Origin of the sequence: Terribacillus jepli (assembly GCF_047228925.1) — a bacterium.
GTDB lineage: Bacteria > Bacillota > Bacilli > Bacillales > Amphibacillaceae > Terribacillus.
This window is the reverse complement of the sequence record NZ_JBFEGH010000004.1, coordinates 206,118-221,941: the sequence shown is the minus strand read 5'-3', so window position 1 is coordinate 221,941 and position 15,824 is coordinate 206,118. Positions and strand designations below refer to the sequence as shown.

The following is a 15,824-nucleotide window of genomic DNA, read 5'->3' as shown; positions in this document are numbered from 1 at the left end:
ATGGCATTTCAGAATCCGGAAAATGAACAGATTCGTGACATATTGCTAAACGCGAAGACGATTGCAGTAGTTGGGCTGTCCGACTCACCGGACAGGACATCCTATGGTGTTTCACATGCGATGCAGCAAGCAGGCTACAGGATCATACCAGTCAATCCGAACGTGACCGAAGTCCTTGGTGAGAAAGCCTACCCCAGCTTGGCTGAAGTACCCGATGAGATTGATATCATCAATGTCTTCCGCCGTTCGGAATACTTGCCTGGATTGGCAAGGGAAGCAAGCAGGACGAATGCTCGTGTATTCTGGACCCAGCAAGGTGTCTACGATGAAGGAGCAGCCGCTTATTTGGAACAGGAAGGTTTCACGGTTTTGATGGATTTATGTATCAAAGTCGCACATAGTGTTCTTGTCGGGCCTTCCGGCAAATGAATATACCCCATCTGCAAGTATGCAGATGGGGTTCTTGTATCAATAGCGTATAATAACATTAAAGCAGATCGATGAAGGAGGAAGAATGATGAGCTTGGATGGTAATTTGGATGCCTCCTATACGGCGTTACCTGAAGCTTTTTATACGAAGATGTCACCGAAGCCAGTCAGCAAGCCGCAAATGGTAAAATGGAACGAAGAACTTGCTGAGCGGCTCGGAATCGAGCGGGAAGGTGTTCTCGAATTCTTGGCGGGCAACTCCTTCCCAGAAGGAGCACAGCCAATTGCACAAGCATATGCAGGTCATCAATTCGGCAATTTTACAATGCTTGGCGACGGAAGGGCCATCCTTCTCGGTGAATGGCAAAATCGTTCTGGTCAGAAAGTTGATATCCAGCTGAAAGGTGCGGGCCGCACTCCATATTCCAGAGGTGGTGACGGACGTGCAGCACTTGGTCCGATGTTAAGGGAATATATCATCAGTGAAGCGATGCATGGACTCGGTATCCCGACGACGCGCAGCTTGGCTGTCGTTTCTACGGGTGAACCTGTTTATCGGGAAACTACATTGCCTGGTGCGGTACTTACCCGGATTGCCTCTAGTCATATCCGGGTAGGGACATTCGAATATGCGGGAAGATTTTGTTCGGAAACCGACTTGATGGACTTGGCAGATTACAGTATAAACCGTCATTACCCAGAGCTGGCTGGACAACCTGACAAGTATGTGCGTTTTTTCCATGCCGTGGTCGAGCGTCAAGCAAAGCTGCTGGCGAAATGGGTGAGTGTCGGATTCATCCACGGTGTGATGAACACGGATAATATGACGATCAGCGGCGAAACGATCGATTACGGTCCTTGCGCTTTCTTGGATGCGTACAAGCCGATGACAGTATTCAGCTCCATAGATATTCAAGGTCGCTATGCTTATGCCAATCAGCCGCCAATTGCAGCTTGGAATTTGGCTCGTTTTGCCGAAGCTATGCTGCCTTTATTCAATGAAGTTCCAGCAGAAGCAGTGAAACAAGCCGAAGACATCCTGCGTGAATTTCCGCAGGTTTACAGGAAATCCTGGCTTGACATCATGTATAGTAAGATTGGTATCACGGATGCAAAAGAGGGCGATGAAAAACTTGTGGAGGATCTGCTCGGCTTGATGGAACAAGCTGCTGCGGATTACACGAATACGTTCCGGGCTTTGACAATGGATGATACGGCTGCACTCGAACAGATGGAAGGCTTTGAATCATGGAAAGAACGCTGGGATGACCGGATCGGTGTTAAAGGGACCGATGCTGCACGTGACTTGATGCGTCAGTATAATCCGAACATCATCCCGCGCAACCATTTGGTGGAAGAAGCACTGGATGCTGCAGGAAATGGGGATTATACGCTGTTCAATCATCTTTGTGACCTAGTGTCCAACCCTTTCCATTACGAACCGGTCGATTCAAAATACACCGAAGATCCTCCTGAGCCAGAAGAACCTTTCCAGACATTTTGCGGAACCTGATGATCTGCCTGCCCCTGGGCAGGTATACATATGTGGGGAAGTTAAAAACAATGATAGCAGCTTGAATATGATCAAAAGCTGCCGATTGTAACCATAAATCACCGTGAAAATCGCATCAAATAAACGAAGATTTGCGAGAAATCCCAAAAAGTGGATTGATTGACCGGCATTATTCTGCTACTTTTAATTAGGCATATACTGGACTCTGCAAAGCAAGGGAGCCAGTTTACAAGAACATATGTTTGCGTTATGATGAACATAACGTACTGTCGTTTTCCAGCGAACGGATGGATGAATGACTTGGAAACAGTTTTTTGTTCGAAGAAGGGAGCCGATGTGGCATTGGTAAAACAAGCATCGCATTATTCAGATGACTCAATTCAAGTGCTCGAGGGGCTTGAAGCGGTCAGGAAGCGGCCCGGCATGTATATCGGTAGCACTGACAGCCGGGGATTACATCATTTAGTTTATGAAATAGTCGATAACAGTGTCGATGAAGCACTGGCAGGCTATGGAGAAAAAATCAATGTGACAATTCATCAGGATAACAGCATTTCAGTTGAGGATTTTGGCCGTGGTATGCCAACAGGTATGCATGCGACCGGAAGACCTACTCCTGAAGTCATTTTCACTGTGCTGCATGCAGGCGGGAAATTCGGCCAAGGCGGCTATAGCACGAGCGGTGGCTTGCACGGTGTCGGGGCATCTGTCGTCAATGCCCTGTCCGAATGGCTCGAAGTGACGATCCATCGGGATGGCAATACGTATACACAGCGTTTCGAAAACGGCGGTAAGCCAGTCACTTCGCTAGTGAAACAAGGAAAGACGAAGAAAACAGGGACGAGCATCCACTTCAAGCCGGATCCATCCATGTTCTCTACGACCAGCTACAATTTTGACACCCTGGCTGAACGTTTGCGCGAAGCGGCATTCCTGCTCAAGGGTGTGGCATTCCACATTGTGGACAAGCGCAGCGGGAAGGAAGAGACATATCTCTATCCAGACGGCCTGCAGTCATTCGTAGACTATTTGAACGAGGAGAAGGATACCCTCCATCCTGTACTCGCCTTTGAAGGCGAGCAGCAAGGAATCGAGGTTTTCTTTGCTTTCCAGTTCAATGATGGTTACACGGAAACGATGCTCAGCTTCGTCAACAACGTCCGGACAAAAGATGGCGGTACGCATGAAGCTGGCGCCAAATCCGGTATGACACGTGTATTCAATGAATACGCACGTCGTAATGGATTACTGAAAGAAAAAGATAAAAATCTCGAAGGTACAGATATCCGGGAAGGATTGACGGCAATCGTCAGTGTCCGGATACCGGAAGCATTGCTCCAATTCGAGGGACAGACGAAAAGCAAGCTCGGAACATCCGAAGCCCGTTCTGCCGTCGATGCCCTTGTATCGGAGAAACTTTCTTATTTCCTCTCCGAAAATCCCGATATTGCCGGTATGCTCGTGAAGAAAGCAATCCGGGCGAAAGAAGCAAGGGAAGCAGCACGCAAGGCACGTGAAGATGCCCGCAGCGGCAAGAAAAAGAAACGTAAAGATACGCTGCTGAGCGGGAAGCTTACACCAGCTCAATCCCGCAATCCGCAAAAAAATGAACTGTACCTGGTCGAAGGCGATTCTGCCGGCGGTTCTGCCAAGCAAGGACGGGATCGGAAATTCCAGGCTGTACTGCCTTTGCGCGGTAAAGTCATCAATACGGAAAAAGCCAAGCTGCAGGATGTTATGAAAAATGAAGAGATCTCGACGATCATCCACACAATAGGTGCGGGCGTCGGAGCTGATTTCACGTTGGAAGATGTCCAATATGACAAAGTTGTCATCATGACGGATGCGGATACCGATGGTGCGCATATACAAATCCTGCTGCTCACTTTCTTCTACCGCTACATGAAGGAATTGATCGAAAAGGGCAAGGTATTCATCGCCCTACCGCCTCTGTACAAGCTATCCAAAGGCAAGGGCAAAAAAGAAGTGATCCGCTATGCCTGGAGCGATGAAGAGATGCGTGAAATCGTCCAGGAAATGAAAAACGGCTATACGATTCAGCGCTACAAAGGGCTCGGTGAAATGAACGCCGACCAGCTTTGGGAAACGACGATGGATCCCGAGACGCGCACACTGATCCGCGTGACGATCGAGGACTTCGCCCGTGCGGAGCGCCGTATCACGACACTGATGGGTGACAAAGTGGAACCGCGACGCAAATGGATCGAGAGTAATGTCGCTTTCGGTATGGAAGAAGACGGGAATATCCTCGAAAACGACAAGCTGCACAATTAAGGGGGATTTCTTTTGGAAAACTATTTGGATCTGCCATTGGAGGAAGTCATCGGAGACCGATTCGGCAGATACAGTAAATATATCATTCAAGACCGCGCGCTGCCGGATGCCAGGGATGGCCTCAAGCCGGTGCAGCGCCGGATTTTATACGCGATGTTTGATGAGCGGAACACACATGATAAACCATTTCGGAAGGCAGCCAAGACTGTCGGTACGGTAATCGGTAACTTCCACCCGCATGGAGACACTTCGGTATATGAAGCGATGGTCCGGCTCAGCCAGACTTGGAAAGTCCGCAATGTGCTCGTTGAGATGCATGGGAATAACGGTAGCGTGGATGGAGACCCGCCGGCTGCGATGCGTTATACAGAAGCAAGACTATCGAGCATCGCTTCTGAATTGCTGCGGGATATCGATAAGAATACCGTCGAATTCGTCCCGAATTTTGACGATACAAACGCGGAGCCAACCGTTCTTCCGGCTAAGTTCCCGAATCTGCTCGTCAACGGATCAACCGGCATCTCTGCCGGTTATGCAACGGAAATACCGCCGCACCATCTTGGCGAAGTGATCGATGCTGTCATCATGCGGATGGATAAGCCGAATAGCACGGTAGATGAATTGATGACTGTCATGAAGGGACCGGATTTCCCGACAGGCGGTATCATTCAGGGCGTTGATGGAATCAAAAAGGCGTACGAAACCGGAAAAGGAAAAATCATCGTGCGCGGTAAAACAAGCATTGAAGATATCAAAGGCGGCAAACAGCAGATCGTCATCGATGAGATCCCTTATGAAGTGAATAAAGCGAATCTCGTCAAACGGATGGATGAGCTGCGTCTTGACCGCAAAGTTGAAGGTGTGGCAGAAGTTCGTGACGAAACGGACCGTACTGGTATGCGCATCGTCGTCGAGCTCAAAAAAGAAGCCGATGCACAAGGTATCCTGCATTATCTTTACAAAAATACAGATTTGCAGATTTCTTATAACTTCAACATGGTAGCCATCAAAGACAAGACGCCGCAGCTGCTTGGTTTGGCAAGCTTGCTTGATGCGTATATCGCGCATCAAAAAGAAGTCGTCACAAGACAATCAGCTTACAATTTGCAAAAAGCAAAAGACCGCAAGCATATCGTTGAAGGCCTGATCAAAGCAATCTCCATCCTTGATGAATTGATTGCGACAATCCGTGCGTCCAAAGATAAGGCGGATGCAAAACAGCGGATCGAGGCTGCTTACGGCTTTACCGAAGCACAGGCAGAAGCGATTGTGAACTTGCAGCTTTATCGTTTGACGAACACGGATATTACAGCCCTGCAGCGGGAAGCCGAGGAGCTTGATGAACAAATCGAAAAGCTTGAGGATATCCTGAAGAACGAAAAAACATTGCTTAAGGTGATTAAGCAGGATCTGCGGGCAATCAAGAAAAACTATCATACGGATCGGCTCACACAGATCGAGGACGAAATCGAGGAATTGAAAATAAACCTTGAGGTCATGGTGGCATCCGAGGATGTGTTGGTGACTGTTACACATGATGGGTATATCAAACGGACCAGCCTTCGATCCTACCAGGCCTCCAATGGGGAAGACCTGGCAATCAAGGAAGAGGACCATTTGATCGGCATGCAGGAAATAAATACGACCGACAAGCTGCTCGTCTTCACGAATAAAGGAAAGTTCATTTTCATGCCGGTGCATGAGCTGCCTGATATTCGCTGGAAAGACCAGGGGCAGCATCTTGCCAATATCGCAAGTATGGACAAGGATGAAAAAGTCATTGCCAGCATTCCTGTCCGTGATTTCAAGCAAGCCGGCTACCTTGTCTTCTTCACTAAAAACGGTATGGTGAAACGGAGTGAACTCCAGCTTTACGAAGCGACACGTGCTAACAAGTCACTTACTGCAATCAATCTGAAAACGGACGATGAAGTGTGCCATGTTGCATTGACGGATGGACATAAACAACTGTTCATGGCGACGAACTCAGGATACGGTTTATGGTTCACGGAAGAAGAAGTCAGTCCGATCGGCATACGGGCAGCAGGAGTAAAAGGAATGCAGCTGAAAGCAGGCGAATATGTAGTCGGTGCCCAGGCATTCGAACTCCAGCATTCACCAAGTGTTGTCGTCATCACACATAGAGGTTCAGCAAAACGGATGAAATTGAAAGAATTCGAGCCGACCGGCCGGGCGAAACGAGGCGTTGTCATGCTTCGGGAGCTGAAGAAGAATCCGCATCGGATTGTCGGATTCTATGTATTGGAAGACGCTGCAACGATTCATCTGGAAACGAAGGATAAACAGGATCATATTCTTGAGCCGATGAATTTGAATGCGAATGATCGTTATAGCAATGGTTCCTATGTTCTGGACACAGACAAGCATGGAGAAGTTATTGCAACTTATCCCGAAGCAATTTACGAAGTAGCATTTCCACAAGCAAAAGAATAAGTGAACAATAATATTATTATGTAAACTAGAGAGGCGTGAAGCCTCTCTTTTTATTTGCACAAGAAGCCCTTACTAAGGATAGAATAATTGACAGACAACGCAATTTACATGGTATAGTTTTACGTATAGCACATGGAACGGGGGAGCATAATGGATAATCGAACGTTTAGAGATGCAATGGGGAAATTTGCAACAGGTATTACGATTGTCACGACCGATGTGGCTGGTGAGGCAAAAGGGATGACGGTGAATGCTTTTATGTCGGTATCACTGGAACCGAAGCTTATCGCTGTATCAATCGATAAAAAAGCGTCCCTTTACGAAATTTTACAAACTAATCCTACATTCGGAGTCAGCGTCCTGAAAGAAGAACAAAAGGATGTCAGCATGGTATTTGCCAAACAGAAAGTACAGGAAGAGCCAGTACCGATCACCATGCTGCAGGATGTACCGGTTGTGGATGGTGCTCTTGTCAATTTGGCATGTAAAGCAGTCGACAAAGTGATAGCAGGCGATCACGTGATCATTATTGGGGAAGTCGAGGACCTGGTGCTTCGCGATGGTGACCCGGTACTGTACTTTGGCGGCAATTATCGAGAAATCAAATCGATATGAGGAAGGGAGCCTAACCTGTGGAGCAGACGACAATCCTGGTAGTGGAAGATGAAAAGAAAATGGCAAGGCTGCTTCAGCTGGAGTTGGAGCATGAAGGCTTCACGGTCGATGTAAAGTACGATGGTCTGGATGCATTGGAAGCGTTTTATGCTAATCGCTATCAATTCATTTTGCTGGATGTGATGCTGCCGTCATTGAGCGGGATGGAACTGCTGCGGCGCATCCGCAAGCAAGACGCCCATATTCCGGTCATGCTGCTGACTGCAAGAGATGCTGTACCGGATAAAGTGAGCGGTTTTGATCTTGGTGCCACCGATTATATGACAAAGCCATTCGAGATCGAAGAATTATTGGCACGCATTCGTGCACACCTTCGCCATACCGCAACTGCTGTCGCGCAAGAGCCGGTGCTGCAGGTCAGTGACTTGACACTTGATGAGAAGACAAGGACAGTTAAGCGCGGCAAAAGGGAATTGGAGCTGACACCACGTGAATATGATTTGCTTTTATTCCTTATGAAGCACGAAAAACAAGTCCTGACACGAGATCAGCTGCTGGAGCGGGTTTGGGGGTTCCAATATGCAGGAGACACGAATGTAGTCGATGTGTATATCCGTTATTTAAGGAAAAAGATCGATGCAGATGAAAAACAGAAGCTGATCAAGACGGTGCGGGGAGTCGGATATACGATCAAGGATGAAGAGAAGTGAAGCTGCGGACAAGGATCCAGCTATACATAATCGTTACACTTGTGATCCTGTTATTAGTCGCAAATATGTCCATCTACTTTTTATTTCGGCAGGTAAGTTTACATAACAGTGTCGATCGGCTGCATGAACAAGGCCGCGCTTTGGCTGAAACAGCTGCGACAGTCGATTGGAAAGATACATCGCGCACCAGTCTTTTTCAAGCGGATCTGCCGACTGAAGGAATGGTGCGATTCATTGGTTCCGACGGCAAAAGTGAAGGTGTGATTACCAGGGCGGAAAAGTATCGGGAGCTTCCGTTTACGTTCACGTCCCAGGAGCAGGATCAAACCTTCCATCGTGATGGCAGCTGGTATGCAGAAGTATCCATCCCAGTCATCCGCGATAATGGAATCTATTCGATGCAAGTTGTCGAAGAGCTGGTCAGTCTACAGCAGACGTTTCAAGTGCTGAAGTATAGTCTTACGATAGCCGGACTGATCATTTTGATTCCATCGCTTCTCGGTGGCAGGTTGCTGGGGAACTTCCTGCTGCGGCCGATCCTCGCTCTGACTTCAACCATGCAAACGATCCGCAAGAGCGGGAAGTGGAAGCGGATGGAAACGGGAAATAGAACTAATGATGAGTTGCAGACTCTCAGTGATACGTTCAATGAAATGGTCGATCAGCTGGAAGAGAATTTTACGAAGCAGCAGCAGTTCGTTTCGGACGCCTCGCATGAACTGAAGACACCAATCAGTATCATCAAGAGTTACAGCAAGTTGCTGGATCGCTGGGGTGCCGACGATCCCGCTGTCCAGCAAGAAGCGGTGCAAGCGATTCACGGTGAAACAGAACGGATGCAGGCATTGGTCGACCAGTTATTGATCTTGGCAAAAGATGATCCTGCATTGCTCCAAAAAGAAGCAGTCGATCTCGGGAGCATAGCTGAAAGTTGTGCAGCTGCTATGGAAACTGCTCATCAAAGAGAAATCATGGTCCATACAGAGCGGAATATAGTAGTCAGGGCAGATGCCAACATGCTGAAGCAGGTTGTCTATATACTGCTGAGCAATAGCATCAAATATAGTGACGATCGAATCGAAATCGCTGTTAAATCTATACGGGATGAAGCGATCCTGTCTGTCACCGACTTTGGGGAAGGTCTCGATGAGCAAGACCAGCGTCGTATTTTCGACAGATTTTATCGTGTCGATAAAGCCCGTACCCGTGAGAAGGGTGGCAGCGGGCTCGGTTTGGCCATTGCCAAACAGCTGGTGGAACTGCATGATGGAAAAATCGAAGTGAACAGCATCCTGGAAAAAGGCTCTACGTTCACGATACGGCTGCCATTGTAGCTTCTCATGGAATTTTAATAAAGCACTCACCATTTCTTTAATGAAGAAGATATACACTGGCTATACAATCATAGCTGGAGGCGATTGATATGAAGAAAAAATGGATTATCCCCGCTGCCATTGTCGTACTTGTCGCTGCGGTCTTTGGTATTTATCAGATGCAGGCATCTGCTGGGGAACCGGAGATGACAATTGATCAAGCACGACAGCAGGCGGAGAAACAATATAATGCGACTGTGACAGAAATCGAATTGGATCGCAGCGGCAGCGAACCGAGATATGATATCGATTTGGAAAACAACGAAACACAGTATGATCTTACTTTGAACGGAAATACTGGGGAAGTGATCAGTTTGAAGGAAAGCAGCATCCAGAAAACTTTACCGGGAAAAGATCCAAAAGATCAGAGTCAAGCATCAGCTGATGAACAGCAGCAAGGGCAAAACGAACAATCAGATGATCAGAAGCAGTCTGAAAATCAGAAGACTGCACCTTCCCAAAAACAAGCTTCTCAGGCAGAAGTGAAAATCACGATGGACGAAGCTGTAAAAATTGCCACTGACGAAGTTGGCGGCACCGTGACAAATGCCGAGTTCGATGAAGAAGATGGATTGCCTGTTTATGAGCTTGAGCTCGAAACAGCTGATGATGAAGCGGAAGTTGTCATTAACGCACAATCCGGCGAAATTGTGACCATCACCTATGATAGTGAAGATGATTGAAGCAGCGCGCGGCTGCTTCTCTTTTTATGTTCGTCTGCTCTTACACAGACGATTTATGATTAAAAATTCAACTAGACAAGAGGAGCTCGCCGACCTGGATAAATGGAAAAGTATTGACATTCGTGGTAACCTCCTCCATAATCCTGTCCGTTGCATCGATAATAATCAAAGCAAAACCTGCTCCGTATCCATGTGAGAGCCACTGTGTTTGATGACTTGCTCTTACTGAAGATATGCAATACAAACCTCCACAAACTAAGGCGCTGTTTCAATATCTTTAATTGAATATTTCCTCCAAATTATTTAGCTCAAATGGGTAAATGACCATGCAAAGGCTAAGGTATATGCATAAATTACTAACAAATCTTATGGAGGTGTTATCATGAGCGGAGGAAACAGTTACGGCGCAGGTTTCGCGCTAATTGTTGTTTTGTTCATTTTACTAATTATCGTTGGAGCAGCTTGGTGCTGATTTGATCCTTGGTATGTGATGGGACTGTGAAACAAAGCAGTCTCATTTTTAATTTGAAGCTAGAAGATGAAGAATCTTGCTAACCTAATGTTTATAAAGTAATATCGTATGAAACGGGAATAGGAGGAGAACCATTTGAATTCGCTGATAATCGATTCAATAAAATTGAACGTCTCTAGCCAGGGAATGATGTTTTCTTATGGTTTGTGTTGAAATGCGGTATAGCACTGTATTACTTTTTCTGACCATCCTGTTAACTGGGTGCAGCACAGAGGAATCCATAGCAGAATGCCAGCAAAAAATGGACGGGCATTTGGATTTTACTGAAGATAAGCCCTATATCATTCCAGACAATGAAGATGTTCGTTATAAGCTGAACGGAGTTGATATACCTGATACTCTCCATAGGCAGGAAATTACCGTTACATATTCAAGCATACTGGAATCTTATCCGCCGCAGCTCAACGTCTGCGAAGTTGAAGACAAGTAAGCATATCACTTTCCCCATCCTGCATCGTATTGGATAATAGGAAAATACTATGCAGAAAAGAAGGGTCCTCCTATGAAACAGATACATTCCAACCTGTTCACCTTCCGTGGATCGCATTATGATTTCGGCGTCATGCAAGGGGAACGTTTAAAACATACACCGTTATTTGCATACCAACAAAAACAAAAGCAACGGAACCGACGTCGTTTCACGGTCGATCCAGCGGATGCCTTCCGTATGTTCCGTAGTTATCATCCAGGTATTTATGAGGAATTGACCGGTCTCAGTGACGCTCTTGGCCTTTCAATCGAAGAGACATTGATGGATTACAGCGGCTTTCAGCAGGAATGGAAAATCAACTCCGGCTGTTCGATAGTCACGGGGAATGACTTCCTGGCACGTAATTATGATTATCATCCGAAAACATATGAAGGACGTTTTCTTTTGTATCAGCCATCGGAACCGGACTATTTTGCTACCATCGGTCCGTCCCAGCGGATTCTCGGTCGAATCGATGGAATGAATGAAAAAGGGTTGACGATTGGCTATAACTTCGTGCATCAGCGTTTTCCAGAAGAAGGATTCATTTGTAATATGCTGACACGTATCCTATTAGAAACATGTTCCACTACCGAAGAAGCTGTCGAGAAGCTGACAGAAATGCCGCATCGGCACTCCTTCAACTATGTCATCAATGATGCTGGGGGTATTCGGCGGGTTGTCGAAGGAAGCCCGCGCGGAACGGCTATAAAGGAAGCCTACTATAGTACGAACCATTATGATGTACTGACAAAGGAAAATCGACATCACTTGGTGGACAGCAATCGCCGATTCGATATCATCAAGGCTCATCATAAGGAAGACATGGATGCCGATGAAGGTTTCCGACTTTTGAATGATCCGGGATATGACGTGTTTTCAGACAGCTATCGCAACTGGGCTGGTACGATTCATACATCTGTCTACAAACCGAAGGAACTCAAAATGGGATTTTCCATCGGTAATCAGCAGCCGACTGAAGTTGATTTCGGCAGCTGGCTCAAGGGTGAGAATTTGTCATTCAGCCAATTCACCGGCTCTTTGGAGACGGATGTCCGGATACCCTATATGGGGGAATGAGAAGAAAACCGCATTTACGATGGTAAGTGCGGTTTTCCTGTTTTATAATAAAAAATATGAATGCGCATACATAAGGGGAGGGAGCAACAATGGGGCGTACAGCAGAAAAAGCGGAATTGTTCAGTCTGACGGCATTATATCAATTTTTCAAAATAGAAAATGAAGTACAATATAGCAAAAAAGCGCTTGATTTGGTGGAGAAGGCTGAAAAGGGGACTGCCTTCATTTGCTTCACCGGTCATTTTTCAGCTGGGAAAAGCTCAATTATCAATGCACTGCTTGGTGATCAAGTACTCCCGGCCAGTCCGATTCCGACGAGCGCTAATATCGTCACCATCCAGCACGGGGATCCGAAAGTCTTTGCCTATGCAGGTGATGACTCGAAATATGAGCTTCCATCGCCGTACCGGAAAGAAACATTGGATGCATATTGCCGAAATAAGGATATCCAAAGAATCGAAATATATGATGAGCACACCAATCTTCCGTATGGAATCGCTTTGATGGATACACCAGGAATCGATGCGAGCGATGATGCCGACCGTTTGATGACGGAATCGGCACTGCATCTCGTGGACACGATGTTCTATGTGACCGATTACAATCATGTGCAGTCGGAAGTGAACTTGCTGTTTTTACAACAGCTTTCCGAGCAAGGGCAGCCGTTTTATTTAATCATCAATCAAATCGATAAACATCGCAATCAAGAGCTTTCTTGGACTGCCTTCAAAAATGGAGTCATGCATGTGTTTGAACAGTGGCACATCACACCCGAAGCTGTTTATTACACAACGCTGAAGGAAGCAGAGCAGGGGCACAATCAGCTGCACGCTGTGAAAGAAAAAATGGATCTGCTGCTTAAAAATAGGGAGCAGCTGCATAAAGCAGGGTTGGAGCGAGGCAGACAACGTCTGATTACTTCTTATCTTCAAGATAAGAAACAAGAACTTGGTGAAAAGGAAGTCATATTGAAAGAAAGTCTTCATCAATTGGATGGCACTGCAGCTGATGCGGCCAGTAACTGGCGCGAGAAACAAAAAACAGCAGAGGAAGAGGCGCGCGAAACGGTTCAACAGACATTGAAAAATGCGAATTTGATGCCTTTTGAAGTACGGGATACGGCTGAAAAGTACCTGGAATCCACCTTTCCTGACTTTAAGGTCGGTTTGTTCGCCAGTAAAAAGAAAACAGCAGAAGAAAGGGCAAAACGCCGATCCAAGACAGAAGAATTGATTCAACGGCAAATCGAGAAGCAGCTCGTATGGAGGCTCCGCGATAAGCTGAGCGATTGGGCAAGGAAGCATGACGTATATACGGAATCCGTACAAGTCCTGCTGCAGGACTTTGCAGTGACACTGCCAGCAGATTTATTGGAGCAGCATGTCCAGACGGGTGCCAGCATGAATGGGACGTATACACTCATTTATACAGCTGCAGTTCAGGATCATATCAAGCTCAGCTTTAAGAAAGCCGCAATGCAAGTGGTAGAAGCTGCCATCGATACGAACAAGAGTGCTTACCAACAGGCAGAACAGCTGGCACAACAGGAAAAAGACAAAGCTGCTGAAAACAAGCGAATCGAATCGGAAATCAACCAGCTGAAGCTGTTATACGAAGAACTTGCAAAGCGTTTACAGGAGACAGGACGGCATAAGGATACAAAAACTATCGAACAGGCTAGACACGTAGTGGCAAATAGATACCGGATAAAAGGAAATCTGGAGTTATTGGATAGACCTAATAGAACGACTGAAAAGCTGGATAAGGAGACGATTGAAAAGCAGCATCCGAGCACAGAACTGTCACCGGATAAGATGTCTCGATATCTCGGTGTAGCAGCAGCTGCCCTTCAAGGTGTGGAAGGTTTTCAACCGGCGATAGAAGATTTGAAAAATAGACAAGATAAATTGATACACCAAGATTATACATTGGTACTGTTTGGAGCTTTCAGCGCCGGGAAATCGTCTTTTGCAAATGCCCTGCTTGGTGAAAGTTTACTGCCGGTGTCGCCGAATCCGACGACCGCATCAATCAATATGTTGAAACAGGCAACAAACCGGCATCCTCATCAAACTGTACTCGTCAAATGGAAAACCCGCAAGCAGATCGAAGCGGATATCGAAAGTCTTAGCGGGAAGCAGCTCAAATTAGAGGAGTTTTTGGCTGAAACCCCTGCTGAACTTGTAAACGACAAAAGGCACCAGGCATTTTTGCAGGCTGTTCAGGCTGGATACGACTTTGTTTACACCAAGTTTGGTTCGGAAGGGACCATTCTGTTCGAGGAATTCAGCGATCATGTGACGAAAGAGTCATTGAGCTGTTTCATCGAACAAATAACCGTCTATCTGGATAATGCATTTCTTAGCCAAGGAGTTACATTGATCGATACGCCCGGTGCAGATTCCGTCAATGCCCGCCATACGGACGTTACCTTCCAATTCATGAAACATGCGGATGCGATTCTGTTCGTCACGTATTACAATCATGCTTTTTCGAAAGCGGATGAACAAGTACTGCAGCAGCTTGGTAAGGTAAAAGGAGCCTTGGAGAAGGACAACATGTTCTTTATCGTGAATGCGAGCGATCTGGCCAAGGATGAAGGAGAAATCAATGACGTCACCTCCTATGTAGCAGCCAATCTGGCAAACTTCCAAATCAGCCAGCCTCGTCTTTTCGCTTTGAGCAGTCTGTTTGGCCTACAGGAGAAACAGACTTCCTGTCAGCTTGGTTCAGGACTTGATAAGCTTGAAAAGGAACTGAATGGCTTCGTTCGCAATGAACTGACAGAAGTGATTATCCAAGGTGCCCGGCAAGAATTGACAAGGCAGTATGGACAGCTTCAATCGTACGCCGGTGCGATGGACTTGGATGAAGAGGAGAAATTGCAAAAAGTCCGCCAGTATGAACGTGAACAAAACGATGTCATGGAGAAGGTGCGTTCCTATTCACAGCCTGTTTTCAAACAAGCCATCATCCAGCGTATTGAAAAGCAGCTGCATTATGTAAAGGAAAGGCAGCTACTTGAGGCAAATGATTTATTCAAGCAATGTTTCAATCCTTCACTGATCCAAAGCAGCGGCACTTCGGGTAAAGAGGAAGTAGCCCGGCAGATTCGTGAATTTGAAAGACTTATCCAAATCCAGATGGAACAGGAATACCGGGCTGTGACCATTCGTGTCGACAGAACCGTGCGGGAACAGGCGGAACGATGGAGGATCGGATTGGAACAGGCAATTCAGGCTTTGAACGAAACGTTGACTCTGACAGTATCTGAAAACGATAAATTGCCAGAAACAGAACCGCCGGAAATGATGTCTCGCATAGAACAAGGCACAGTCACACGACTGCAGAAGCTGTATCGCGGTCCACGGGCTTTCTTCCAAGGTAATGAAAAAGAAAAACTAAAAGACGAACTTCTGAAAGAGATCGAACCAATCCTGAATCAAGTTTTACAAGCTTATACAATCGCGATGGGGCGCCATTACGGGCAGATTTGGCAGACGGAAGAGACCAGACTGCAGAAGCAGGCGGCTGGTCAGTTGGAAAGCTATTACACCGGTCTGCTCCGGGCTTTGACGGACACGTCATCCCGCCAGCAGCTTCAGCAGGCAGTGGAAACCTTTGCAGGGCTTTTGCAGGAAAAAGTTTGACAAAGGGCAATCCAGGATACT

12 protein-coding genes are annotated in these 15,824 nt (G+C 46.7%); all 12 read left to right on the top strand.

Translation table 11 applies throughout. The annotated features are described in order from the left end of the window. The 12 genes from AB1K91_RS06890 (at window position 1) to AB1K91_RS06835 (ending at window position 15,803) form a co-directional block, all read left to right on the top strand. The gene (locus tag AB1K91_RS06890; protein ID WP_413089035.1) at window positions 1-429 is read left to right on the top strand and encodes a CoA-binding protein; all 429 of its coding nucleotides are present in this window, start codon (window positions 1-3) and stop codon (window positions 427-429) included. 88 nt (window positions 430-517) lie between these two features. Continuing rightward, window positions 518-1,942, top strand: coding sequence for a protein adenylyltransferase SelO (locus tag AB1K91_RS06885; protein WP_413089079.1), 1,425 nt, complete (start codon window positions 518-520; stop codon window positions 1,940-1,942). Window positions 1,943-2,233: 291 nt separating this feature from the next. Continuing rightward, window positions 2,234-4,237 (top strand): DNA topoisomerase IV subunit B, encoded by a 2,004-nt coding sequence (gene parE, locus AB1K91_RS06880; protein ID WP_413089034.1) that lies wholly within the window; start codon window positions 2,234-2,236, stop codon window positions 4,235-4,237. 12 nt (window positions 4,238-4,249) lie between these two features. Next, entirely contained in the window at window positions 4,250-6,691 is a 2,442-nt protein-coding gene (gene parC, locus AB1K91_RS06875; protein WP_413089033.1) for a DNA topoisomerase IV subunit A, read from the top strand. 150 nt (window positions 6,692-6,841) lie between these two features. Further along, window positions 6,842-7,306, top strand: a complete 465-nt coding sequence (locus AB1K91_RS06870) for a flavin reductase family protein (RefSeq protein ID WP_413089032.1) — start codon at window positions 6,842-6,844, stop codon at window positions 7,304-7,306. 17 nt (window positions 7,307-7,323) lie between these two features. Further along, the gene (locus tag AB1K91_RS06865) at window positions 7,324-8,016 is read left to right on the top strand and encodes a response regulator transcription factor (RefSeq protein ID WP_413089031.1); all 693 of its coding nucleotides are present in this window, start codon (window positions 7,324-7,326) and stop codon (window positions 8,014-8,016) included. Continuing rightward, the gene (locus AB1K91_RS06860) at window positions 8,013-9,350 is read left to right on the top strand and encodes a sensor histidine kinase (protein WP_413089030.1); all 1,338 of its coding nucleotides are present in this window, start codon (window positions 8,013-8,015) and stop codon (window positions 9,348-9,350) included. The genes AB1K91_RS06865 and AB1K91_RS06860 overlap by 4 nt, the downstream gene beginning before the upstream one ends. Before the next feature lie 89 nt (window positions 9,351-9,439). Beyond that, window positions 9,440-10,072, top strand: coding sequence for a PepSY domain-containing protein (locus AB1K91_RS06855; RefSeq protein ID WP_413089029.1), 633 nt, complete (start codon window positions 9,440-9,442; stop codon window positions 10,070-10,072). A gap of 382 nt (window positions 10,073-10,454) precedes the next feature. Then, complete coding sequence (locus AB1K91_RS06850) at window positions 10,455-10,544, top strand: YjcZ family sporulation protein (RefSeq protein WP_093726474.1); 90 nt, start codon at window positions 10,455-10,457, stop codon at window positions 10,542-10,544. 199 nt (window positions 10,545-10,743) lie between these two features. Then, window positions 10,744-11,034, top strand: coding sequence for a hypothetical protein (locus AB1K91_RS06845; RefSeq protein WP_413089028.1), 291 nt, complete (start codon window positions 10,744-10,746; stop codon window positions 11,032-11,034). A 72-nt stretch (window positions 11,035-11,106) separates the two neighbouring features. Further along, on the top strand, window positions 11,107-12,153 hold the full coding sequence (locus AB1K91_RS06840; RefSeq protein ID WP_413089027.1) for a C45 family autoproteolytic acyltransferase/hydrolase: 1,047 nt from the start codon (window positions 11,107-11,109) through the stop codon (window positions 12,151-12,153). An 89-nt stretch (window positions 12,154-12,242) separates the two neighbouring features. Beyond that, window positions 12,243-15,803 carry a dynamin family protein gene (locus AB1K91_RS06835; protein WP_413089026.1) on the top strand — a complete coding sequence of 1,187 codons (3,561 nt, stop codon included), beginning with the start codon at window positions 12,243-12,245 and terminating at the stop codon, window positions 15,801-15,803. Window positions 15,804-15,824: the final 21 nt, after the last annotated feature.

Bases quoted from the DNA above. Each gene is read 5' to 3' on its own strand.
- AB1K91_RS06845 (WP_413089028.1), top strand. From the start codon at position 10,744: ATGGTTTGTGTTGAAATGCGGTATAGCACTGTATTACTTTTTCTGACC.
- AB1K91_RS06850 (WP_093726474.1), top strand. From the start codon at position 10,455: ATGAGCGGAGGAAACAGTTACGGCGCAGGTTTCGCGCTAATTGTTGTT.
- AB1K91_RS06840 (WP_413089027.1), top strand. From the start codon at position 11,107: ATGAAACAGATACATTCCAACCTGTTCACCTTCCGTGGATCGCATTAT.
- parE (WP_413089034.1), top strand. From the start codon at position 2,234: ATGAATGACTTGGAAACAGTTTTTTGTTCGAAGAAGGGAGCCGATGTG.
- AB1K91_RS06885 (WP_413089079.1), top strand. From the start codon at position 518: ATGAGCTTGGATGGTAATTTGGATGCCTCCTATACGGCGTTACCTGAA.
- AB1K91_RS06855 (WP_413089029.1), top strand. From the start codon at position 9,440: ATGAAGAAAAAATGGATTATCCCCGCTGCCATTGTCGTACTTGTCGCT.
- AB1K91_RS06835 (WP_413089026.1), top strand. From the start codon at position 12,243: ATGGGGCGTACAGCAGAAAAAGCGGAATTGTTCAGTCTGACGGCATTA.
- AB1K91_RS06890 (WP_413089035.1), top strand. From the start codon at position 1: ATGGCATTTCAGAATCCGGAAAATGAACAGATTCGTGACATATTGCTA.
- AB1K91_RS06870 (WP_413089032.1), top strand. From the start codon at position 6,842: ATGGATAATCGAACGTTTAGAGATGCAATGGGGAAATTTGCAACAGGT.